At 67.5% G+C, this 21,243-nt stretch carries 21 protein-coding genes; 8 read left to right on the top strand and 13 right to left on the bottom strand.

Going from position 1 to position 21,243, the window contains the following annotated elements; genetic code table 11:
• Positions 1-282: 282 nt before the first annotated feature.
• The 3 genes from ACFOSH_RS34435 to ACFOSH_RS34425 all read right to left on the bottom strand — a co-directional run bounded on the left by ACFOSH_RS34435 (position 283) and on the right by ACFOSH_RS34425 (position 1,948).
• Entirely contained in the window at positions 283-759 is a 477-nt protein-coding gene (locus ACFOSH_RS34435) for a Dps family protein (RefSeq protein ID WP_378244175.1), read from the bottom strand.
• A gap of 53 nt (positions 760-812) precedes the next feature.
• Entirely contained in the window at positions 813-1,235 is a 423-nt protein-coding gene (locus ACFOSH_RS34430) for an organic hydroperoxide resistance protein (RefSeq protein ID WP_378244173.1), read from the bottom strand.
• A gap of 137 nt (positions 1,236-1,372) precedes the next feature.
• On the bottom strand, positions 1,373-1,948 hold the full coding sequence (locus ACFOSH_RS34425; protein ID WP_378244171.1) for an NADPH-dependent FMN reductase: 576 nt from the start codon (positions 1,946-1,948) through the stop codon (positions 1,373-1,375).
• Between the two features lie 147 nt (positions 1,949-2,095).
• Between ACFOSH_RS34425 and ACFOSH_RS34420 the strand changes: the two genes are divergently transcribed.
• On the top strand, positions 2,096-3,142 hold the full coding sequence (locus ACFOSH_RS34420; RefSeq protein WP_378244169.1) for an alpha/beta hydrolase: 1,047 nt from the start codon (positions 2,096-2,098) through the stop codon (positions 3,140-3,142).
• A gap of 104 nt (positions 3,143-3,246) precedes the next feature.
• Here the strand turns inward: ACFOSH_RS34420 and ACFOSH_RS34415 are convergent, their stop codons facing one another.
• Positions 3,247-3,777, bottom strand: a complete 531-nt coding sequence (locus ACFOSH_RS34415; RefSeq protein ID WP_378244167.1) for a hypothetical protein — start codon at positions 3,775-3,777, stop codon at positions 3,247-3,249.
• A 446-nt stretch (positions 3,778-4,223) separates the two neighbouring features.
• Positions 4,224-5,666 (bottom strand): catalase, encoded by a 1,443-nt coding sequence (locus ACFOSH_RS34410; RefSeq protein WP_378244165.1) that lies wholly within the window; start codon positions 5,664-5,666, stop codon positions 4,224-4,226.
• A gap of 258 nt (positions 5,667-5,924) precedes the next feature.
• On the opposite strand from ACFOSH_RS34410, the gene ACFOSH_RS34405 reads away from it, so the two are divergent.
• The gene (locus tag ACFOSH_RS34405) at positions 5,925-7,070 is read left to right on the top strand and encodes an MFS transporter (RefSeq protein WP_378244185.1); all 1,146 of its coding nucleotides are present in this window, start codon (positions 5,925-5,927) and stop codon (positions 7,068-7,070) included.
• Between the two features lie 70 nt (positions 7,071-7,140).
• Here ACFOSH_RS34405 and ACFOSH_RS34400 read toward each other — a convergent pair whose 3' ends face one another.
• Positions 7,141-7,512: a hypothetical protein gene (locus tag ACFOSH_RS34400; RefSeq protein WP_378244163.1), complete on the bottom strand. Its 372-nt coding sequence runs from the start codon at positions 7,510-7,512 to the stop codon at positions 7,141-7,143.
• Positions 7,513-7,584: 72 nt separating this feature from the next.
• Positions 7,585-8,775, bottom strand: a complete 1,191-nt coding sequence (locus tag ACFOSH_RS34395; protein ID WP_378244161.1) for an RtcB family protein — start codon at positions 8,773-8,775, stop codon at positions 7,585-7,587.
• 237 nt (positions 8,776-9,012) lie between these two features.
• Here ACFOSH_RS34395 and ACFOSH_RS34390 point away from each other — a divergent pair, with 237 nt between their 5' ends.
• Positions 9,013-10,512 (top strand): M48 family metallopeptidase, encoded by a 1,500-nt coding sequence (locus tag ACFOSH_RS34390; RefSeq protein ID WP_378244159.1) that lies wholly within the window; start codon positions 9,013-9,015, stop codon positions 10,510-10,512.
• A 9-nt stretch (positions 10,513-10,521) separates the two neighbouring features.
• Positions 10,522-11,628, top strand: a complete 1,107-nt coding sequence (locus ACFOSH_RS34385) for a DUF4034 domain-containing protein (protein WP_378244157.1) — start codon at positions 10,522-10,524, stop codon at positions 11,626-11,628.
• Positions 11,629-12,331: 703 nt separating this feature from the next.
• Here ACFOSH_RS34385 and ACFOSH_RS34380 read toward each other — a convergent pair.
• Together ACFOSH_RS34380 and ACFOSH_RS34375 are read right to left on the bottom strand one after the other, a co-directional pair.
• Positions 12,332-13,372 carry an aspartate-semialdehyde dehydrogenase gene (locus ACFOSH_RS34380; protein ID WP_378244156.1) on the bottom strand — a complete coding sequence of 347 codons (1,041 nt, stop codon included), beginning with the start codon at positions 13,370-13,372 and terminating at the stop codon, positions 12,332-12,334.
• Positions 13,372-14,637, bottom strand: a complete 1,266-nt coding sequence (locus tag ACFOSH_RS34375) for an aspartate kinase (protein WP_093932313.1) — start codon at positions 14,635-14,637, stop codon at positions 13,372-13,374. Before ACFOSH_RS34375 ends, ACFOSH_RS34380 begins: the two co-directional genes overlap by 1 nt.
• A gap of 228 nt (positions 14,638-14,865) precedes the next feature.
• Between ACFOSH_RS34375 and ACFOSH_RS34370 the strand changes: the two genes are divergently transcribed.
• On the top strand, positions 14,866-15,462 hold the full coding sequence (locus ACFOSH_RS34370; protein WP_378244153.1) for a nitroreductase family protein: 597 nt from the start codon (positions 14,866-14,868) through the stop codon (positions 15,460-15,462).
• Here the strand turns inward: ACFOSH_RS34370 and ACFOSH_RS34365 are convergent.
• Positions 15,423-15,746 (bottom strand): hypothetical protein, encoded by a 324-nt coding sequence (locus tag ACFOSH_RS34365; RefSeq protein WP_378244151.1) that lies wholly within the window; start codon positions 15,744-15,746, stop codon positions 15,423-15,425. The genes ACFOSH_RS34370 and ACFOSH_RS34365 overlap by 40 nt on opposite strands.
• Before the next feature lie 38 nt (positions 15,747-15,784).
• On the opposite strand from ACFOSH_RS34365, the gene ACFOSH_RS34360 reads away from it, so the two are divergent.
• Together ACFOSH_RS34360 and ACFOSH_RS34355 are read left to right on the top strand one after the other, a co-directional pair.
• Positions 15,785-16,378, top strand: coding sequence for a hypothetical protein (locus ACFOSH_RS34360; protein ID WP_378244149.1), 594 nt, complete (start codon positions 15,785-15,787; stop codon positions 16,376-16,378).
• Between the two features lie 301 nt (positions 16,379-16,679).
• Positions 16,680-17,000, top strand: a complete 321-nt coding sequence (locus ACFOSH_RS34355) for a hypothetical protein (RefSeq protein WP_378244147.1) — start codon at positions 16,680-16,682, stop codon at positions 16,998-17,000.
• Here ACFOSH_RS34355 and ACFOSH_RS34350 read toward each other — a convergent pair.
• Positions 16,993-17,886 (bottom strand): ANTAR domain-containing protein, encoded by an 894-nt coding sequence (locus tag ACFOSH_RS34350; RefSeq protein WP_378244145.1) that lies wholly within the window; start codon positions 17,884-17,886, stop codon positions 16,993-16,995. The genes ACFOSH_RS34355 and ACFOSH_RS34350 overlap by 8 nt on opposite strands.
• 3 nt (positions 17,887-17,889) lie before the next feature.
• On the opposite strand from ACFOSH_RS34350, the gene ACFOSH_RS34345 reads away from it, so the two are divergent.
• Positions 17,890-18,789: an ANTAR domain-containing protein gene (locus ACFOSH_RS34345; RefSeq protein ID WP_378244143.1), complete on the top strand. Its 900-nt coding sequence runs from the start codon at positions 17,890-17,892 to the stop codon at positions 18,787-18,789.
• 1 nt (position 18,790) lies between these two features.
• On the opposite strand, the gene ACFOSH_RS34340 is transcribed toward ACFOSH_RS34345, so the two are convergent.
• Both ACFOSH_RS34340 and ACFOSH_RS34335 read right to left on the bottom strand, forming a co-directional pair.
• Positions 18,791-20,641 (bottom strand): CheR family methyltransferase, encoded by a 1,851-nt coding sequence (locus ACFOSH_RS34340; protein WP_378244141.1) that lies wholly within the window; start codon positions 20,639-20,641, stop codon positions 18,791-18,793.
• Positions 20,638-21,243 carry a chemotaxis protein CheB gene (locus tag ACFOSH_RS34335; RefSeq protein ID WP_378244139.1) on the bottom strand — a complete coding sequence of 202 codons (606 nt, stop codon included), beginning with the start codon at positions 21,241-21,243 and terminating at the stop codon, positions 20,638-20,640. Before ACFOSH_RS34335 ends, ACFOSH_RS34340 begins: the two co-directional genes overlap by 4 nt.

Below are 21,243 nucleotides of genomic sequence, written 5' to 3'. Positions count from 1 at the left end.
ACCGGGTCACCACCGCACCCACCCCCACCGAACAGGACACAGCCAACACAACAGCAACCCCAGCCCAACCCAGAGCCGCTTAAGTTCCTGGCATTGACCCTCAAGGTAGGGAAGGAGGCCTTCACGGGACGCCGCCAGTGGCATTGGGGCCGAAGCACGTCGCGAAAGCCACTTTCGCGGCATCAGGCCTTCGCGGAGTGCGTGGCGGTGACGTGTCGGCCGGTGTGGTCGTGAGTGGCAAATGTCGTTCTAACGCGACTTACCACTCACGAGGGGCGAGGGTCAGGCCTGCTGCGCCTGCCACATCCAGTGCGCCTTTTCGAGCTCCTGGGTGATCGCGATCAGGAGGTCCTGGGTGACCAGGTCGCTCTTGTCGGTCTCGTCGATGCGCTTGCGCAGGCGCTCGATCAGCGCCGAGAGGATGTCGACGATCGCGGCGACCGTGGACTCGACGGACTGCCAGTTGTCGGGGTAGTCCGGCAGGCCGGAGCTCTCCACGACGGCCTTCGCCTGGCCGTTCGGCGAGACACCGATGGCGTTGGCGCGTTCGGCGACCTCGTCGGTGTACTGGCGCGCGGTGGCGACCAGCTCGTCGAGCTGCAGATGCGCGCTGCGGAAGTTCGCGCCGACGACGTTCCAGTGGGCCTGCTTCGCGATCAGCGACAGATCCACCAGATCGACCAGCGTTGCCTGCAAGGCGTTACCGGTGATCTCCTTGTCGGCTTCGCTCAGCGGACTCTTGATCGGGGACTTGCCCATCTTCGGTCTTCCTTTCAGAAAATTGCCGGTACGTGTGGACCTGCCGCGCGGGATCAGACCGTCGCCGACAGGGCGACCTCGATGTTGCCTCGGGTCGCGTTCGAGTAGGGGCACACCTGGTGCGCCTGCTCGACGAGCCGGTCGGCCTGGGCCTGCTCCAGACCGGGCAGCGAAACCTTGAGCGCGACGGCGAGACCGAAGCCTTCGCCCTGCTTGAGCACGCTGACCTCGGCGGAGACGGTGGAACCGTCCAGCTTCACCTTGGCCTGGCGCGCGACGAGCTGGAGCGCGGAGTGGAAACAGGCGGAATAACCGGCGGCGAAGAGCTGCTCGGGGTTGGTCTTGTCCCCGCCCGGCCCGCCCATCTCCTTGGGGATCGCCAGCGACTCGTCGATGACGCCGTCCGAGGACGTGACCTCACCGTTGCGGCCGTCGCCGCGAGCGGTGGCAACAGCGGTGTACAGAGCCTCAGCCATTCTTCGCCTACCTCCTGGTTTCAAGACACGCCCCGTTGAGCGTCTCTTCGGTGCCAACGTCCCGCAACCGCGGAACCTTGCCACCCCATGGCAGGTATCACGTCCGGGAATACCCGGACGGCGAACGGGGCAAACGGCTAACGGCCCGCCCGGCTGATCGCGAACTCCGCGACCTGGCTCCCGATCAGGCGAAGTGTGCGGACGGTCTTGTCGTCGGAGGCGCCGCCCGCTTCGTCGAACTTGGTCTCGGCGGAATTGATCGAACCACCCAATGGGGTGGCCCAGCCGCGCAGCGCGTGCGTGATCGTGCGCAGCTGGTCGAGCGTGGTGACCGCGGCCTGCCAGCCGTAGGCGACGGCGGCGAGGCCGACCGCACGGCCGTCGAGGTACGGGCGGGCGTCGTCGCGCAGGTCTTCGACGTAGTCCAGGGCGTTCTTGACCAGGCCGGACAACGCGCCGTGGTAGCCGGGCGAGACCACGATGATCCCGTCGGCGCGGCGGATCGCCTCGACCAGTCGCTCGGCACGTTCGTGCCGTTCCGCCAAGGCGGTGTCGTAGAACGGCAGCACCAGCTCGGGGCCGGGGATCAATTCCGTGGTGACTCCGGCCTCTGCCGCACCACCCAAGGCGATGCGCAGTGCGCGTTCGGACTGCGAACCTTCTCGCAGCGAGCCACCGATACCGAGGACATGAACCGCGTTCGTCGAAGTCACGCTTTCGAGGCTAACCGCTCTACTTAAGTGGAGGACCAGGATCTGGAACGGAGTCCTGTGTCACACCCGTTCGCCGTAACCAGTCCCGTTCCCGCTGGACGGCATACCTACTCGCAGTAACCTGACCGGAAGCCACCAGGAGGAAGCATGCCGATACCACTCCAGATCCGTGCAGAGGCCGCGTTTTCGCAGCTGGCGTTCTGGCTTCCGAGATCGGTAAGAAGGGCCATCGCCGGACCGCCGCTCCGCCTGGACGGACAGGAACTCGCGCTCGACGCCCAGCTCCTGCTTCGCCTGCAGAAGCTGGCGAAGGCTTCACTGGTGCGAGGAAGCGTCGAACAGTCGCGCAGCATGCTCCTGGCGAGCATGCACCTGGTCAGCGGGAAGACGATCGAACCGGTCGCCACCAGGGACCTGCTGATCCCGACGGGTGACGGCGACGTGCCCGCCACGCTCTACACGCCGGCCGGGCTGCCGGATCCGTCCGCGCTGCTGGTGTTCTTCCACGGCGGCGGCTGGGTGGTCGGCAGCCGCGCCTCCCACGACAACACCGTGCGCTACCTGGCGAAACAGGCGGGCGTGCGGGTGCTTTCGGTGGAGTACCGGCTCGCGCCGGAGACGCGGTTCCCCGGCGCCACCGAAGACGCGATCGCGGCGTTCGAGTACGCCTTCGCGAAGGCGCGGGACCTGGGCGCCGACCCGGCCCGGATCGCCGTCGGCGGCGACAGCGCGGGCGGGAACCTCGCGGCGGTGACCGCGCAGCAGGCGGTGAAACGCGGCGGCGGGATCCCGGCGTTCCAGCTGCTGTTCTATCCGGCCACGGATTTCACCGTGCGCCGCCGTTCCCGGGAATTGTTCGCGGAGGACCTGGCCCTCACCGATTCGGATATGACCTGGTTCGAAGGACATTACGTGCCGAAAGGCACCGATCTGTACAACCCGAAACTGTCCCCGTTGCACGGCGACGTTTCCGGATTGCCGCCGGCGTATATCGCGACGGCCGGTTTCGATCCGCTGCGCGACGAGGGCGAGGCTTACGCGGAGAAATTGCGCATGGCCGGGGTCCCGGTGGCGCTCAGCCGCCAGCCGGACCTGATACACGGGTACATCAACCTCCTCGGCGTCGGGCAGCGGTTCCGCGAGGCGACGGCCGAAGCGGCTGGCGCCCTGCGGCTGGGTCTCGCACCGAAGTGACGGCCAGAGCCCGAGCGAGGAGAAATGTCCCCGCTCGGGCTCCGGCCCCCATATCGTGGCCCCGCCGCCCTGCACGGCGGAACCGGATGCCTCCTGTGGTCTCCCTAGGGCGTAGGAAGGGGCACCGGCGGGATCGGCAGCGGCGGGACAGGGAGTCCGCCGAGCAGGCCCGCGAGGATGCCTGTCACCGCCGTCAACAGGGCTTTCACCAGGTCGCTGACGATCTTCAGCGGTCCGGGCAGGTCCGGCAGCGACGGGATCGGCACCGGCAGCGGCGGCAGCTGGCGTGCCTTGGCATTCGGGTCGGCCAGCAGCCTGCTGGACTCGTCGGAACGGCCCTTGGCCAGGTCGCCGAGCTTCTGCGTTTCGGTCTGGATCTGATAGCGCTTGCCTGCGGCGATGTCACCGAGGACGGGGCTCAGCTTGTCCAAGTCCACCCGCGTCTTGGCGACGTCACCGCCGTAGGCCACCTTGGTGAGGCCGTCCCGCATCTGCAGCACCTGCGCGGCGAGCGCCTGCGTATTCGACGAACCCTTTCCACCATCGGTACTAGCCGTCGCGGCGCCGGCTGAGGCCACCGCCAACAGACTGCCCGCGGCTACCGCGGCAATCGTCCGGGCAATGTTGCCTTTCATTCCCTTACCTCCTGGCCTCTGGGACCTGACGAGGTAATCGATACCCGCCGTATCGGCCGAACACCACCCGATCACCGGTTTGCACAGTTTTCTAACCCTTACGTGCCGGATTCATTCCAGGTGAAGACCCCCGCAATTGATTAACGTCGAAATCTTGTGCTTCCCCCTGAAGATCAACCTTTTCCCGCCGTTTTATGACCACCCGTGACCGATCGACACGGTAGAGCGGTTCGTTCACCCACAGCGGTGTAAACGGTGATCGTTTGGCTTCATCACTCCGTCGGACAAGCGTGTCGCACTGCTCCACTCGGGGTGTCCCCCACGCACGTCCCGCCACCTTCTGGTTTCACATGCGAGTGGGGACATGGAAACGCACCCGGTGCGCGGGGGATGACGCGCACCGGGTGCGTTCCGGTGGTGGGAGCAGCCTCTCGTGAGAGGTCGTTCTACTCGCGGAAGGCGTCCGCGACCTTGTCGCCGAGGTCCTTGTCGACGTTTCGCCAGTACTCGAAGACGCGCTCCAGCACCGGCCGCGAGACGTCGTTCGAGGCGTGGCCGATGATGTTGCCCGCGAGCCGCTCACGCTGCTCGTCGTCCATCACCTCGCGCACGAGCGTGCCCGGCTGACCGAAGTCGTCGTCCTCGGCGTGGAGCTTGTACGCCGACCGGATGACCTCGTCCTCGACGCCGTAGCCCGAGGCGGTCTCGGCGGCGATCTCCGCGTTCGCGTGCGGGCCGCCGTAGGAGTTCGGCGCGTACACCGGGTCGCCCGGGTTGTTGTAGCGCATCGCGCCGTCGCGCGAGTAGCTGTTCACCGGGGACTTCGGCGCGTTGACCGGCAGCTGTGTGTAGTTCGCGCCGATCCGGTAGCGGTGCGCGTCCGGGTACGCGAACAGGCGGCCCTGCAGCATCTTGTCCGGCGACGGGCCGATGCCCGGCACCAGGTTGGACGGCTCGAACGCCGCCTGCTCGATCTCGGCGAAGTAGTTCGCCGGGTTGCGGTCGAGCACCCAGCGGCCGACCTTGATCAGCGGGTAGTCGCCCTTCGGCCACACCTTGGTCAGGTCGAACGGGTTGAAACGGTAGTCCGCGGCTTCGGCGTAGGGCATGACCTGGACATACAGCGTCCAGCTGGGGTGATTGCCCTTCTCGATGTTCTTGAACAGGTCTCGGATGTAGTAGTCCGAGTCCTCGCCTGCGATGCGGTCCGCGTCGGCTTGGGGCAGGTAGCCGATGCCCTGGTCGGTCTTGAAGTGGTACTTGACCCAGAACTTCTCGCCGCCGGCGTTCTCCCACAGGTAGGTGTGCGAGCCGAAGCCGTCCATCTCGCGCCAGTTCGACGGGATGCCGCGATCGCCCATCAGCCAGGTGACCTGGTGCGCGGACTCCGGCCGCAGCGTCCAGAAGTCCCACTGGATGTCGTGGTCGCGCAGGTGGTTGTCGGCGCGGCGCTTCTGCGAGTGGATGAAGTCCGGGAACTTGATCGGGTCGCGGATGAAGAACACCGGAGTGTTGTTGCCGACGAGGTCGTAGTTGCCCTCGGAGGTGTAGAACTTCACCGCGAAACCGCGCGGGTCGCGCCAGGTGTCGGGCGAGCCGTTCTCCCCGGCGACCGACGAGAAGCGGACCAGGCTCTCTGTGCGCACGCCCGGCTGGAACAGGGCGGCCTTCGTGAACTGGCTGACGTCCTCGGTGACCTCGAGGAAGCCGTGTGCGCCGCCACCCTTGGCGTGGACGACGCGCTCCGGGACGCGCTCACGGTTGAACTGGGCGTTCTTTTCGATCAGATAGTGGTCCTGGAGCAGGATCGGGCCGTTGGCACCTACCGTCAGCGAGTCGTTGTCGCTGGCGACGGGGATGCCCACGTTGTTCGTGGTCGGCAAGGTCACGCCGGTGCCTCCTGGTTCGTGGTGGTGGTGCGGTCAGCCACACCAGCTTCGCCCGAGTGCGCACGCTCGGCACGTCGTGGACGATCCGGTTCACCCACCCTCTCGCGTAAACTGGAATCAGTCAAGAAAACACCCCGGGCCGGGTGACCGGTCACGCACGAAAAAAACTTGCACGCGCGTACCAAGTTACGTTCTCATCGGATCATGGCCCTAGCTCCGTACCGTCGCGTGTTGGCCGTGCCCGGAGTCCCCGGCTCGATGCTGCTGATGTTCCTGGCACGGCTCCCGATGACGGCCATGGGCGTGACGATGACGCTGTACGTGGTCAACGACCTCGGCCGCGGCTACGGCGCCGCCGGGCTGGTCGGCGCGGCCACCACGCTCGGCAGCGCTTTCGGGGCACCGCTCGTCGGCCGGTACGTCGACCGATACGGGCTGCGGCCGGTGGTCGCGATCTGCGGGCTGGCTTCGACGACGTTCTGGATCAGCGCACCGCATCTGCCCTATCAGGTGCTGCTGGTGGTCGCGCTCCCCGCGGGCGTGCTGTCGGTGCCCGCCGGGACGCTCGCGCGGCTGGTGCTCACCGCGCTCGTGCCGCTGGAGCAGCGGCGGGCGGCCTACTCGCTGGACACGATCCTGGTGGAGGCGTCGTTCATGATCGGGCCGTCGGCCGGGATCATGGCGATCACGCAACTGCCCGCGGTCTACGCGCTCACCGGCATCGGGGTCTGCTTCGCGCTTTCGGCGACGCTGATCTACCGGCTGAACCCGCCGATCCGCGCCGAGGCCGACACCGAGGTGTTCACCGGGGAACGGCCGACCGTGCGGAGCTGGCTCACCGGACGGCTCGTGATGGCGATGTTCATCGCCGCCGGCGCACTGTTCTGCCTGGTCGGCATGGAGCTCGCCGCCCTGGCGACGCTGCGGGCGAGCGGCGACATCGCCTGGTCCGGGCTGCTGATCACGCTGATGTGCGTCGCGTCCGTGCTCGGCGGGGCGATCCACGGCGCCGTCCGGCGGTCGCTTTCCCAGGGCACGCTGATGGTGCTGCTCGCGGTGCTCACGCTGCCTGTCGGCCTGGTCGACCACCCGTGGTGGCTGCTGGCGATCGTGCTCTTCCCGAGCAACGTGCTGTGCGCGCCGACCCTCGCGGCGAGCACGGAGACGGTCAGCGCGGCGGCGCCGGCGCGGGTGCGTGGCGAGGCGATGGGCCTGCTGGACGCGGCGAGCCGGATCGGGCTGGCGATCGGGAGCCCGATCATCGGGTTCGTGATCGACCACTCCAGCCCGGGCTGGGGGTTCGCGGCCTCGGCGCTGGGCGCGCTGGCGATCGCCTCGGTCGGGCTGTTCTGGCGGCGCTCCCGCACCCCCGCCGACCGCCCTCCCGCCCTGGCTTCCTCTTGACGCAATTCGGCACCTGGTTGCGATAGTTGCGTACGCATCCATCGCAACCAGGTGCCGAATTGCGAGGTTCTCAGGCGCAGACCTTGCGGAGGGCGTCCAGGTGGTCGATGTTGCGCTTGGTCCAGTCCGCGATCTTGCCCGCGTCGTGGATGTTCTCCTTCTGGGCCTGCAGGTACGAGTCGGCCATGCCGGTGAGCGCGCCCGCCACGTCCTGCTCGCCGACGTTGTTCGCCAGTTCGCGCAGGCGCTTTTCCTTGTCCGCGGCCCGTGCCTTGATCGTCGCCGGATCCGGGTTGAGGTCGGCGAGGCTGAGCGCCTCGGCGCAAGCGCTCACCTTCGTCGCGGCCTTGTTGGTCTGATCGACCGCGTTCGTGACCTCGCTGCAGCCCGCCAGCGCCAGCCCGGCGGCCGCCAGGAGCGCCGCGAATCCCCACCTCTTCATACGTTCCAGCGTAGCGATTTCGTGGGTGGTATGTCGGGTTCCCCGGCCACCACCCACGAATCACCCGGTAATTCAGCCCTTCACGCAGACGACCTGCTTGAGATGCGCGACCACCTCGACGAGATCCGTCTGCGCCTTGATCACCGTTTCGATGTCCTTGTACGCGGCCGGGATCTCGTCCACCACACCGGAGTCCTTGCGGCATTCCACCCCGGCCGTCTGCGCGGCGAGGTCTTCGGCGGTGAACAGCTTCTTGGCCTTGTTCCGCGACATCCGGCGGCCCGCGCCGTGCGACGCGGACTGGAAGGACGCCGTGTTCCCGAGACCGCGCACGATGTACGAACCGGTGCCCATGCTGCCCGGGATGATCCCGAGGTCACCCGAACCCGCGCGGATCGCGCCCTTGCGGGTCACCAGCAGTTCGACGTCGTCGTAGGTCTCTTCTGCCACGTAATTGTGATGGCACGAGATCGCGTCGTCGAACGTCGCCTGCGGGACGACGTCCTTCAGCGCCTGCTTCACGAGCGCGACCATGGTGGCGCGGTTGCGCGCCGCGTAGTCCTGCGCCCAGAACAGGTCGCGCCGGTACGCCCGCATCTCCGGCGTGCCCGCGACGAACACCGCGAGGTCCGGATCCGGCAGGTCCGCGTTGTGCGGCAGCTTCCGCGCGACGGCCATGTGCCGCTCCGCGAGTTCCTTGCCGATGTTGCGCGAACCCGAGTGCAGCATCAGCCACACGCGGCCTTCGTCGTCGCCGCCCTGTTCGAGGCAGACCTCGATGAAGTGGTTGCCGCCGCCGAGGCTCCCGATCTGCCGCGCCGCGCGGTCGTGCAGCTCCTGGACGCCGGTGTGCAGATCGCCGAAGGACTTCCAGAACGTGTCCCAGCCACCGACACCGTGCACCTTCGCCGGGTTCACCGGGGTCTTGTGCAGGCCGAAACCGACCGGGACGGCCGATTCGATCCGGCGGCGGAGCTTCAGCAGGTCGTCGGGCAGATCGGCGGCGGTGAGCGAGGTCCGCACCGCGCTCATCCCGCACCCGATGTCCACGCCGACGGCGGCCGGGGACACGGCGTCGCGCATCGCGATCACGCTGCCGACTGTCGCACCCTTGCCGTAGTGGACGTCGGGCATGACCGCGACGCCGTGCACCCACGGCAGGTTGGCGACGTTGTGCAGCTGCCGCATGGCTTGGTCCTCGACCGACGTGGGGTCGGCCCACATCCGGATCGGAACCCGCGAGCCTTCGACCGCCGTGTACATGACTTTCCCTTCGTGGAGAACGTTTTGTCGCTCCCGAGCATGCACCGGCCGGACGAACCGGACAAGGCAATTACCTGACTCCACAGTGGACTGTCCACACGCGACTACCAGGCGTGAGGTGATGTTCATCGCGAAGTCTTCGATCGTGTTCGAAAAGTGATCGGCCCCGGGAGGTGATTCGGGCACAATGAGCGCTCGGTGTCGGGGGTACACCAACTGGGGAAGGTCCGTTTTACCGTGAAGTCTTTACGTGGGCTGCTCGCTGCCGTTTTGCTCGCCGGGTTCCCGCTGCTCGTGCTGGCGTTCGTGGGCGGGATCGTGACGCTCGAAGTGCTGGCGCTGCAGCGCAACGTCCTCGCGGCGGCGAAGCTCGGCATCATCACCGTTCCGGTCGGCTGGATCCTGCTCAAGACCCTGCTCACCCTCGAGCGGGCGACCGGCGACGACATACCCGGCGTCGCGGTGACGCCGGAGTCCCAGCCCGCCCTCTGGGCGCTGGTCCGGGAGCTGGCGGACGAGGCGGGGACCCGTCCGCCGGACGAGATCCATCTCGACGCCGACGTCAACGCCGCGGTCACCGAGCGGACCTCGTGGCTCGGGCTGCGGGTGCTGCGCCGCCGGATGATCATCGGTGTCCCGCTGATCATGGGCCTGCGCCAGGACCAGTTCCGCGCCGTGCTCGCGCACGAACTGGGGCACTACAGCAACAAGGACACCCGGTTCGCCGCGCTGACCTATCGCGGGCGCAAGTCCATCGCTCGGGTGGTCAACGGCCTCGGCCGCGAAGGCTACTTCGAGCGCTTCGTCGGCTGGCTGTTCAAGCAGTACGCGAAGCTCTACTTCATGGTCTCGATGAGCGTCTGCCGAGCCCAGGAGCTCGCGGCCGACGCCGTCTCGGCGCGGCTCGCCGGCACCGACGCGGCGGCCTCGGCCCTGCGCGAGATCGAAGCGCTGGCCGTCACCTGGCGGTTCTTCATGAACAACTACGCCGCGATCGGCTGGGACGCGGGTTACCTCCCGGACCGGTTCGGCGAGGGCTACCGCGCGCTGCTCACCGACCCGACCAGGGCGGAGCAGATGGAGGAGATGCGGCGGAACCCGTCGGAGGAGAAGACCTCGCGGTGGGACACGCACCCGGCCACCCGGGACCGCGTCGCGACGCTCGAAGCGGGCGCCCGGATCCCGGTCCGCCCCGGCGGCGAGCGGTCGGCGACCGAACTGCTGACCGGCGCCGAGAAGATGCTCGACGAGGCGCTTTTCACCGTGTTCTCCGACGAAGCGCTCGCGATGCGGCGGACGGACTGGCAGTCCCTGGTCGCCATCGGCCGTCGTCACGTCGCCGCCGAAGCGGCCGCCGAGGTCCTGGGCGAACGCACCCTGGACATGGCGCTGGACCTGCTCGACGCGGGCAGGCACGAAGAACTCTCCGATCCCGGCTCGAAGCCGCCCGCCGGTGTCGGCCCCCGGGCCCGCCGGGAGTTCGCGGCCAGTTCCGTCCGCGGGCGGCTGGCGGTCGTGGTGCGCGCGGCGCTCACCGACGTCGGCGCGGGGCGCTGGTCGCTGTCGTGGTCCGGACCTGCGCCGTTCACCTTGGACGAGCCGTTGGAGGACCAGCTGGCGCCCGCGCTCGACAAGGCCGCCGCGGCCGAATCCGACACCGCGCCGCTGCGTGCGCTGCTGACGGCCGCCGGGGTGCCCGCCGGCTACCGGCCGTCACCCACTCTTGTTCGTTCGTAAGGAGTTTCAATGCTTTGGCTGCTCAAGTCCCGTGAACGCAAAGCCGTCTTCGCCCTGATGAAAGAGGCGAAGCGGCGCGGTATCGAGGTCGACGAGCTCACCGCGACCATGACGCCGGAAGAGCTCGCCGCGCTGCTCCCGCCGGAGAAGCCCAAGTTCAAGGGCAAGATCCCGGACGTCACGCGCTGGGGGCTCCCGGCCGACGGCGAAGTGTCAACCAAGGAGTACTGGACCGACGAAGAGGTCCTCGCCGTCCAGGAGTCGACCGCTCGCGGCGAGTGGGAGGGCGCCGCCGCGTTGCTGGCGTCGACCTGGGGCGACTGGGATCGCCGCAACCTGGTGACCGGCGCGCTCGGCGAGGCCGCCGCGAAGGACGACGAGTGGCTGCGCGCTTGGCGCAAGGCCCGCCCCGGCGACCCGGGCTTGGCGCTGGTCAACGCGGAATCGCTGGTGCACGTGGCGTGGGAGGTGCGCAGCGGGCTGATGGCGAAACACGTCTCCGAGGAGCAGTTCGCCGCGTTCTTCCGGGTGCTGGAGCAGGCGGAGGAGGCCGTGCACGAGGCTTCGGCGCTCGCTCCCGAGGACCCGACGCCGTGGGTGACCGCGCTCGCGATCGCGATGGGGCGGCAGTACGAGAACGACCAGTACCGCGAAGTCTGGGCGGAACTCGCCGAACGCGACCCGCAGCACCGCGGGGCGCACACACGGGCACTGCAGTATTGGTGCGCGAAGTGGTTCGGCTCGGCCGAGCTGATGTGGGAGTTCGCCGAGACCGCCGCGGCGAAGTCACCGAAGCTGGCTCCGCTGCTGCTGATCGCCGCGCACGAATCCGAGTTCCAGGACGTCTCCGCGTGGCGCGACCCGCGCGTCTCCGGCGCGCTCGACGGGATCGTCGCTTGGCTCAACGGCGAAGGGCGGGATCACCCGTCGACGCGGTCAGACCGGGCGTACGCGGCGAAGGCGCTCGTGGAGAACGGGCGCTTCGACGAGGCCATCGAGCAGTTCCGGCTCCTGGGGACGCGGGCCGACGGCGGGATGTGGGCCTACAGCGGGGACGCGCGCGGCGAGTTCCTGGCGACGCGGTACGCGGCCTGCTTCGGGGCGGCCAAGCCCTGACGCATTTCGCCTTCTGAATGCGGTCGTTCCCGGTCCCGGGCGCGCTATGAAAGGTCCTTTCCTTGCAAATTTGGCAAGGAAAGGACCTTTCATAGCGGCCGCGGACCAACTCGCAGGTCCGTAGTCAGCACGTTCGCCCCAGGCGCAACAGCAGTCACGGCGGCAGGGCGTAAGTACATGAAGGCCCCCTTCCTTGCGCCTAGCGCAAGGAAGGGGGCCTTCATGTACTTATTGGGAGGTAAGGCAAGCGTGCCACGATCGGTCTGCCGCGAAGACCTCCTTCGCGCTGCTTCTCTTCACGGCGCGCGGGTCTGGACTGACAGACCGGGGTCGGCTCCGCCTTGACTGTCCACAGGGGACGCTTTCTGACGACCGAAAGTCCGTTTCATACCCGTATGCCTACCCGCTGGGATCTGGTCTCGCCTCGGTGTCTTCGTACTGGGTGGAAGGTGTGACGGCCACCGGACAAGACCTCCTCGCGACGATGTAGGAATCTGGACACTGAACGTCCCGATTCCTACATCGTCGACCCAGCACTCTCCCGGATGAGCCCACGTTCCCCGCCGACTCCGTCACGCCACCACTCAACAAGACCGTCGCAGGACCTCAGCCGCGTGAAGGAGCCCAGACGGGGACCAGCACGCGGCGCAGCGAAGGGGCCTTTCACCGCATCGCATGCGGCGAAAGACCCCTTCAGCCCACGTCAGGAGTGGGCGGCGATCAGTTCCGCGATCTGCACGGCGTTGAGCGCCGCGCCCTTCCGCAGGTTGTCGTTCGCCAGGAACAGCGCCAGACCGCGACCGCCGTCGACGCCCGGGTCCGTCCGCAGCCGCCCGACATACGACGGGTCCTGGCCCGCGGCCTGCAGCGGCGTCGGGATGTCCGACAGTTCCACGCCGGGCGCACCGGCCAGCAGTTCGGTCGCGCGGGCGACCGAAAGCTCCTGCGAGAACTCCGCGTTGATCGAGATCGAGTGCCCCGAGAACACCGGCACCCGCACACAGGTGCAGGAAACGCGCAGCTCCGGGATGCTCAGGATCTTGCGGCTCTCGTTGCGGAACTTCTTCTCTTCGTCCGTCTCGAACAACCCGTCGTCCACAATGGACCCGGCGAGCGGGAGGACGTTGTGCGCGATGGTCCGCGCGTACTTCTTCGGCTCGGGGAAGGTCACCGCCGCGCCGTCGTGGGTCAGGGCGCCCGCGTTCGGCCCCGCCGCGGCGAGCTGGCCTTCCAGCTCCTCGACACCGGCGAGCCCGCTGCCGGAAACCGCCTGATACGTGCTGGCGACCAGCCGCACCAGGCCCGCTTCGGCGTGCAGCGGCTTGAGCACCGGCATCGCGGCCATGGTGGTGCAGTTGGGGTTCGCGATGATCCCCTTGCGCGCTTCCTTGACCGCTTCCGGGTTGACCTCGCTGACGACCAGCGGGACGTCGGGGTCCATGCGCCAGGCCGACGAGTTGTCGATCACCGTGGCACCGGCCGCGGCGAACCGCTCCGCCTGCGCCTTGGAGGTCGTGCCACCGGCGGAGAACAGCGCGATGTCCAAACCGGACGGATCCGCGGTCGTCGCGTCCTCGATGACGATTTCCCCGTCACCCCAAGGAAGCTTCGAGCCCGCGGACCGCGCCGAAGCGAAGTACCGCATTTCGGCGACCGGGAAACCCCGTTCGGCCAGCAGACGACGCATCACGCCGCCGACCTGACCGGTCGCCCCGACGACCCCTACTCGCAGACCTTCAGCCATCAGCGACCACTCCCCGCGTAGACGACGGCTTCTTCGTCGCCGCCGAGTTCGAATGCTTCGTGGATCGCGCGCACCGCGTCGTCGAGCTGCGCGTCCCGGATCAGGACCGAGATCCGGATTTCCGAGGTGTTGATGATTTCGATGTTGACGCCCGACTGCGCGAGCGCCTCGCAGAATGTCGCCGTGACACCGGGGTGCGAACGCATCCCCGCGCCGACGAGCGACACCTTGCCGACGTGATCGTCGTAGAGGACCGACTCGAACCCGATCTCGCCCTTGATCTTCTCCAGCGACTGCACGGCCTTGGCCCCGTTGGCCTTCGACAGCGTGAAGGTGATGTCGGTGCGGCCGGACGACGTGCTGGACACGTTCTGCAGCACCATGTCGATGTCGATCTCGTTGTCGGCGATCACCCGGAAGATCCTGGCGGCGGCACCGGCGGTGTCGGGCACGCCGGTCACCGTGATCTTGGCCTCGGAGCGGTCGTGCGCCACGCCGGTGATCAACGCTTGTTCCACGGGGATCTCCTCGATAGAACCGGTCACGGTGGTGCCCGGCTTGTCACTGTAGGAAGAACGGACTCGGATCGGGACGCCGTAGCGGCGCGCGTACTCCACCGAACGCAGGTGCAGGATCTTCGACCCGCTCGCGGCCAGCTCCAGCATCTCCTCGTAGGCGATGGTGTCGAGCTTGCGGGCGTCGGGCACGACGCGCGGATCGGCGGTGTACACACCGTCCACATCGGAATAGATCTCGCAGACGTCGGCGTTCAGCGCCGCGGCCAGCGCGACGGCGGTGGTGTCCGAGCCGCCGCGGCCTAGGGTGGTGATGTCCTTGGTGTCCTGGGACACGCCCTGGAACCCCGCCACGAGCGCGATGTAGCCCTGGTCGAGGGCTTCCGTCACCCGGCTGGGGCTGACGTCGATGATCCGCGCGTTGCCGTGCACCGACGTCGTCACCACACCGGCCTGCGAGCCGGTGAACGACCAGGCCTCCGCGCCCTGCGCCGAAATCGCCATCGCCACCAGCGAGTTGGAAATACGCTCACCCGCGGTGAGCAGCATGTCCATCTCACGTTCCGGCGGCGCCGGGTTGACCTGCTGAGCCAGGTCGAGCAGCTCGTCCGTCGTGTCTCCCATGGCGGAGCAGACGACGACCACGTCGTTGCCCGCCTTCTTGGTGGCGACGATGCGTTCCGCGACGCGTTTGATCCGGTCGGCACTTTCCAGCGACGAACCGCCGTACTTCTGGACCACGAGGGCCACGCCCGAACCTCCTCGACGGGCCGGGCGGCTCCATGGTGGGCACCGAAGGAGCCCCCGCGTCCCTTATTTGGGCGAAAGCCTACCGGGGACACGCACGCCCGCCACCCTCGTAAGTGGGCCTGAACACCACTTCAGGGACTTCTCGAAGTAAATCTTCCTTAACACCAACGAAATAGTCGGAGGGCTTTCACTTTAGTGACGGAGAGCACGCCTTGTTATCGTCCGTTGGTGCACAAACCCGCCGACACAAGTACCCCGATCGCGTCGATCCTGGCCGCCAGGTGGAGTCCTCGCGCCTACGACGAGGCCGCCACGGTCACCGAAGACCAGGTCCGCGCGCTGCTCGAAGCGGCCCGCTGGGCGCCGTCGTTCGGCAACACCCAGCCCGCCCGCTACCTGGTCGGCGTCCGGGGCACGCCGTCGTTCGACCGCATCCTCTCGACGCTCAACTCGGGCAACCGCGCGTGGGCCCATCGCGCCGGTCTCCTGCTGATCGGCGTGATGGTCACCACGAACGAGAAGGGCGAAGTCCCGTACGCCGAGTACGGGCTGGGCCTCGCGAGCGAGAACCTCGTGCTCCAGGCCGTCGAGCTCGGCTTGATCGCGCATCAGATGGCCGGCTTCTCCGCCGAAGCGGCGACGGACTTCTTCGGGCTCCCCGACGACGTCGTCCCCAAGGTCGCCATCGCCGTCGGCCACCCCGCGGACCCCTCCGTACTCGAAGAGGACTGGCGGATCGAACGCGAGAAGGCGCCGCGCGAACGTGTCCCGCTGGCGGAGTTCGCCTACGCCGGCACCTGGGGTACGAGCGCCTTCTCCGGCTGAGGGAGCCAGCGCAGGGCGAGGGCACCGAGCCCGACGTGAAGCAGGGTCAGCACCGCGACGGCGGTGTGCAGGCCCGCGACGAAGGCCTCCTTCGCGTCAACTGCGGCCGTGGGCGCGATACCCGGGAGCTGAAGGGTTTCGCCGAGCGTGGGCGCGAGGCCCGGACCGGCCAGGCGGAACACCAGCGCGGCAAGCGACCCCATGAGCGCGGTCCCCAGCACGTTGCCGATCTCGTTGCCGGTTTCGGCGATCGCGCCCGCCGCTCCCGCCCGTTCGGCGGGCACCGCGGGCGACGGCCGTGTCGGCCACCACACTGAACGAGATGCCGCAGCCGACCAGGGCCGCGCGTTTGCCGACGCGGTCGACCAGCGCGGGTGTGACGACGCACAGGGTCGTGAGCTCGGCCGCTCCGGGCAGCGCCGTGTGCAGGACGGGCAGGCCGAGCACGGACTGCGGGCGGGTTCCCCACAGGTACGCGGTCGCCGACCACGCCGGCGCCGGGCGAACCACACCAGCAGCCCGGCCCGGTGATCGCGGTGTTCCTGCGAGAGGGTCGGGGAAGAGTTCGCTCAGCACAGCCAGCGCCGACGGCAGCAGGGTCACGGCAGGTGCTCGACGCGCTCGCCCGCGTACTCGGAACGACCTCGCCCGGCGGTCCGCGCTCCCGAAGCCGAGGGATCCGGAGCGGGGGCCGTCACTGTCGCGCCTGTTCTTCCTCGACCCGCTCACCGGTGACCTGCACCGGAACCGGGCCGAGCTCGCCCGCGTCCACGTCGCCGACTGCACCATCGGCGCCATGTGCCCGCGGCACCCGACGATCGGCGCGGCCGACGTCGACCACCAGGTGTGGCTCCAGCCCGACAGCCCCGACCACCGGCTGGAGATCTACCCCGCCGAAGGACCCGGGATCCGCTGACGCGCTGAAGATCCTGACCCAGTTCGACGGCTAACCTGGGGTCATGGGGGCTTTTCGCAGTCTCGTCCGCAACGAATCACGCACGATGTCCGGGCTGTGGCTGTATCTGAGAGGCCGCGAAGACGGGTCGACGAGGACGTCGTGGCGGTGCCGTACGGCTCCGGCAGCAAACCGATCTTCATCGTTTTCGCCGTGGTGAGCGCCTTCGAAACCGGCCTCTTCTGGCTGATCGACTTCGGTCTGGTCGTCGATCTGCTGCTGCTCGCTCTGGGCGTGTACTCGGCGCTGCTGATCTTCGGCGTTGGTCCGGCCGCACGTGATCTCGCAGCGCGAGCTTCGGGTGCGCTACAGCTCGTTCTACGACGTACGGATCCCGCGGGAAAACATCATCAGCCTGCGATATCTGAAGGAAAGCCACGATCCCCTGAAGGTGAAGGCGTTCCGCGGCGAAACCTGGCTCAGTCACGACAACTACTACGACACGAACCTGGTCGCCGAACTGCGTGAGCCGATCACGGTGACCCGCCCCCTCGGCAAGACCGAGACGGTCCGCGTCCTGAAATTCACCGCGGACGACCCGAAGGCCGCCGTCGAGGCGTACGAAAGGCTCGCTTTCAGCTGAGCCGGTAGGTCCGGGTCACGATGGCGTGCGCGAGCTCGTTGACGCCCATGTTCCGGGCGAAGGCGTGCGCACGGATGAGGGCCAGCGCGTCCGAGGCGGAGCAGTCGCGGGCGGCCATCACCACCCCCGTGGCCTGATGTACCGCGACGCGGAGATCGATATCGCCGAACAACGGATGTACGGGCAGGCCGTCGTCACCGTCGAGCCGTACGGACGGATCCAGCGCGGTGACGGTCAGTGCTTCGGCCAGGATGTCGAGGGAACGGACGACTTCGGTGTCCGGCTCGGGCTCGGCCCGATACGCGGTCAAGGCACCCATCGGCGCTTCGGCGAGGCCCAGGCGAGCCGAAATCACCGCCCTGACCCCGAGTTCCCGCGCGGCGGGGCCGAATTGGGGCCACCGGCTCACGAGTTCCGGCTCACCGCAGACGCCCGGTTCAAGAGGATGGCCCTGTGTCGGCCCTTCGCCGAGGACGTACTCGAGTTCGTGCGCCTTCGCGGCGATGGGATCCGAGACCACGACCGCTGCCTCGATCCCGCCGGTGCTGAACAGTGTCACCGCCAGACTTTGGATGCCGGACGCCTCGGCTGCCGCCGTCATGAACGTCGGCGGCCCGCCGTACGGCTCCTCCGGCCAGTCCGCCCAGCGTCCGACCGCGTCGAGATAGCCGGTATGCAGGTCCACCGCGGTCCGATGTCGTCGCTCGGCGGCGCGATGCAGTTCCGCCATCCGCTGGTGGAAGGGCCTCATTGACGCGGTCGCCGTGCCCGCCAGGCCTTCGTGCCGCCGGGCAACGGCCGCCGCGCGATCTGCCCGCCCGCGCTCGGTTTCGATAAGCCTGCGCAGGGCCGGAGGGTCGTATCGACCACCTGTGCCGTCCCACATGAGGTGAGCCTACGCCCGAGCAAGGCCCTCCGAATTGACCCGAACGGCTGGGCCCCCACGGGTTCCGCTTCCGCGAGCCGAGGACTAGCGTTGATTACCCAGCGCCCTCGAAACTGCCGTACGCAGGAAGGCCGCATTCTGATGCAGAAGCGCGAAAGATGGGTCGCCGACACGTTGGTGGAACTGTCCGACACTTTGGTACCCGCGCTCGACCCGAAGAATTATTGGCTCTGCGTGGCGAACCGCTACGCGCAACTGGTCGCAGCGTCATCGGTCCGGCTGACGGCTGTCGGTGACCGCGGCGACCGGCCGATCGTCGTGCACACCGACGAACGGCTCGAAAACCCGCCGCTCGGCGAAATCCTCGCCGAGGAAGGCCCTGGCATCGACTGCCATGAACATGACGAGCCGATCGTCAACGTGCTCCTCGACGAAGCTAAAGCACGGTGGAACCGGCTGGCTCCGGCCGCCCTCTCGCTCGGCTACCGGTCGGCGCACGCGTTTCAGTTCAGTCGCCGCGAAAAGGTGTTGGGCGACGTGACGATCCTGACCACGGAAACCACGCCTCTGCCGGTCGCCGATCTGCGGATCGCGGTCGCCTTCGCTGACGCGGCCACGATCGGCATGCTCAACCACCGCGCGATCGCCGGACTGACCAAGACTTCCGAACAGCTACAGGGGGCGCTGGACAGCCGAGTGATCATCGAGCAGGCGAAGGGGCTGGTCTCCACGAGGCTGGGGGTAGACCCTGCCGAGGCGTTCCTCGTGTTGCGGCACTACGCGCGCAGCCACAACCGCCGGATCGGCGAGCTGTGCGAACAGCTGGTCAGCCGTCGCATGACAGCGTCCGATCTCTTGAAATCGCTTCCCAAACGCTCGATGAGACCGGATCGCAGACGCTGACTCACCGGCGCGGTCGCTTCTCCGTCATCAAGACGACACCGCCACCCGGTCCGCTCAACGGCGAGCAGCTGACCGAGGTGACCAGCGGCCTGCCTTTCCGGTCCACCGCGTCGATCTCGACCTGCGCGGCCCGTTGCCCGCTCTCGTTGCAGAGTTCGACGATGTCGCGCAACCCGGCGATCGGCAGGCCGAAGTCGAGGGTGAAGAACTCCTCCAGGTAGACCTCTCCGGCTCGCAGGCCCCACAGTTCCTCGGCGCCGCGGTTCCAGCTGCGCACCCGGAGATCTCCGTCCAGCACGACCACCCCCGCTTCGACGCTGGACAGCACACCTTCGAAGAACATGCGTGTCTCGTCGAGTTCCGCCGTGCGGATGCGCATCTCCTCGTTCATCGTTTCGAGTTCCTCGTTGCCCGACTGGAGTTCCTCGTTGGTGGTCTCGAGTTCCTCGTTCGTGGACTGGAGCTCCTCGTTCGTCGTTTCGAGTTCCTCGATGCTCGACTGGAGTTCCTCGTTGACCGTTTCGAGTTCGGCGTTGGTCGATTGGAGCTCGGCGTAAGCCGTGGCCAGGTCTTCCTGCACGCGTTTCACCTCATGCTGGAGCCTGGTGGCCTCGGTGGTGTCGATGAACGTGATCGCCGCGCCGATGTCCTCACCATCGATCGTGAGCAGGGGCCGGACGACGATGTCGAAGTACTGCGTCTCTTCGGTGGTCTTCTGCCGTCGCACGGAATCGACCCGCATGCTGCGGCGCTCGCTGTGCGCCTGGTCGACGACGGACCGCAGTTCGATCGGCCGGTAGGAGATTTCCAGGTCGTGGAACGGCCTGCCCACATCGTGTGAGGAAAGCCCGAACTGTAACCTCGCCGAGCCGTTGATCAGGGCGACCGTGCCGTCGCGGTCGATGCCCAGTACCGAATCGGGCGAGGACGCCAACGCGAGTTCGCTCACGTGGCGCCGTCGGTTGGCGTCCCGCACCCCGGCTCCCGCACGCACATCGAAGCGCGCGGGTCTCACGGTGGTGCCGCCCATCCGCAGTTTGAACACCCGGTTCCGGATGTTGGCGACGTCGAACCGGACGCCGTCGGAAAGCAGCATCTCGGCCTTCCCGAGGAACAGGTGGCCGCCCTCGTTGAGCGCGAAATGGAAGCGTTCGATGATTTTCGCCTGTGCTTCGACGTTGAAATACATCAAGGTGTTGCGGCAGGCGAGCAGATCGACCCGGGAAATGGGAGCGTCACGCGTGATGTCGTGCCTGCCGAAGATCACCCGGCGGCGCAGGTCACGCCGGAAGGCGAACAGGTTCCCGCTCGGCTCGAAATACTTCCTCTTCATCTCATCGGGCAGCCGTTCCAGTGCCTTCGAGGAATACAGGCCCGTCCTGGCTTCCCGCAAGGCTTCTTCGTCGACATCGGTCCCATAGATCTTGACGCGCCGAGTGCTCTCCTCGATGCCGAGGTGCTCCGCGAAGATCATCGCGATGGAATAGGCCTCTTCGCCGCTCGAACAGCCGGCGCTCCAGATCCGGATCTCCTCGTGAGGAGCGACCTTCGCGACGAGTTCGGGCACGACGGTCTTCTGCAGGAAAGTCCAGGATTCGGGATCCCGGAAGAAACTGGTGACGTTGATCAGGATGGTGTTGAAGAGTTCCAGGAACTCCTCGGCGTTGATCTCCAGGTAATCCCGGTATTCGGAGTACCCGTCGATCTTCACCGTCTGCATCCGTTTTCGGATCCGGCGGGCAAGCGAAGTCCGCTTGTAGCCGGTGAAATCGAAACCGCGGGAATCCCTGATGAAGGTCAGCAGGATTTCGAGGTCCTCGCCGTGGTCGATTTCGCCTTCCGGCGTGCTCATAACGTCCTCGTTCCCTCGACCAGGCCGACGAGCGCATCGGCGATGTCGTCCAGCGGGAGCACCAGATCGACCGATACGGCCTTCGCCACGGCCTGGGGCATTCCCTTGAATTCGGCGGTCTCCGGATCTTCGGAGACAACGGTACCGCCCCGCGACTTCACCGCTCCGGCCCCTGCCGCGCCATCGGAACCCGTCCCGGTCAGGACACAGACGAGCGCGGACGGGCCGTAAACCTCGGCGACGGACTCGAAGAGCAGATCAGCCGACGGCCGGACGAACTTGACGTGCTCACTCGCCGACAGGCTGAGGACGCCACCGGGATGCACCAGCAGATGACGGTCCGGCGGCGCGAGGTGGACGACGCCGGGCCCGATGACGTCGTCCGGCTCGGCCATCTTGATCCGTAGCCTGGACCGGCGGTCGAGGATGTCGGCGAGAATGGTGTCGTGGCGCGGGTCGAGGTGCTGGACGACGACCAGCGGCACGGGAAAGTCGACGGGCAGAGCGCCGAGCACCGCGAGCAGTGCCTTGACTCCACCTGCCGAGGATCCGATGGCGACGATCTCGTATGCCGCCGCCTGAAGACGGCTGGGGCCGAGCAT

The organism is Amycolatopsis speibonae (assembly GCF_042647925.1).
GTDB classification, from domain to species: domain Bacteria; phylum Actinomycetota; class Actinomycetes; order Mycobacteriales; family Pseudonocardiaceae; genus Amycolatopsis; species Amycolatopsis speibonae.
The sequence above is the reverse complement of the archived record's forward strand: the minus strand, read 5'-3'. Positions and strand labels throughout refer to the sequence as shown.

Bases quoted from the DNA above. Each gene is read 5' to 3' on its own strand.
- ACFOSH_RS34420 (WP_378244169.1), top strand. From the start codon at position 2,096: ATGCCGATACCACTCCAGATCCGTGCAGAGGCCGCGTTTTCGCAGCTG.
- ACFOSH_RS34350 (WP_378244145.1), bottom strand. From the start codon at position 17,886: ATGTGGGACGGCACAGGTGGTCGATACGACCCTCCGGCCCTGCGCAGG.
- ACFOSH_RS34380 (WP_378244156.1), bottom strand. From the start codon at position 13,372: ATGGCTGAAGGTCTGCGAGTAGGGGTCGTCGGGGCGACCGGTCAGGTC.
- ACFOSH_RS34385 (WP_378244157.1), top strand. From the start codon at position 10,522: ATGCTTTGGCTGCTCAAGTCCCGTGAACGCAAAGCCGTCTTCGCCCTG.
- ACFOSH_RS34340 (WP_378244141.1), bottom strand. From the start codon at position 20,641: ATGAGCACGCCGGAAGGCGAAATCGACCACGGCGAGGACCTCGAAATC.
- ACFOSH_RS34335 (WP_378244139.1), bottom strand. From the start codon at position 21,243: ATGCTCGGCCCCAGCCGTCTTCAGGCGGCGGCATACGAGATCGTCGCC.
- ACFOSH_RS34435 (WP_378244175.1), bottom strand. From the start codon at position 759: ATGGGCAAGTCCCCGATCAAGAGTCCGCTGAGCGAAGCCGACAAGGAG.
- ACFOSH_RS34400 (WP_378244163.1), bottom strand. From the start codon at position 7,512: ATGAAGAGGTGGGGATTCGCGGCGCTCCTGGCGGCCGCCGGGCTGGCG.
- ACFOSH_RS34430 (WP_378244173.1), bottom strand. From the start codon at position 1,235: ATGGCTGAGGCTCTGTACACCGCTGTTGCCACCGCTCGCGGCGACGGC.
- ACFOSH_RS34415 (WP_378244167.1), bottom strand. From the start codon at position 3,777: ATGAAAGGCAACATTGCCCGGACGATTGCCGCGGTAGCCGCGGGCAGT.
- ACFOSH_RS34405 (WP_378244185.1), top strand. From the start codon at position 5,925: ATGCTGCTGATGTTCCTGGCACGGCTCCCGATGACGGCCATGGGCGTG.
- ACFOSH_RS34395 (WP_378244161.1), bottom strand. From the start codon at position 8,775: ATGTACACGGCGGTCGAAGGCTCGCGGGTTCCGATCCGGATGTGGGCC.
- ACFOSH_RS34360 (WP_378244149.1), top strand. From the start codon at position 15,785: ATGCCGCAGCCGACCAGGGCCGCGCGTTTGCCGACGCGGTCGACCAGC.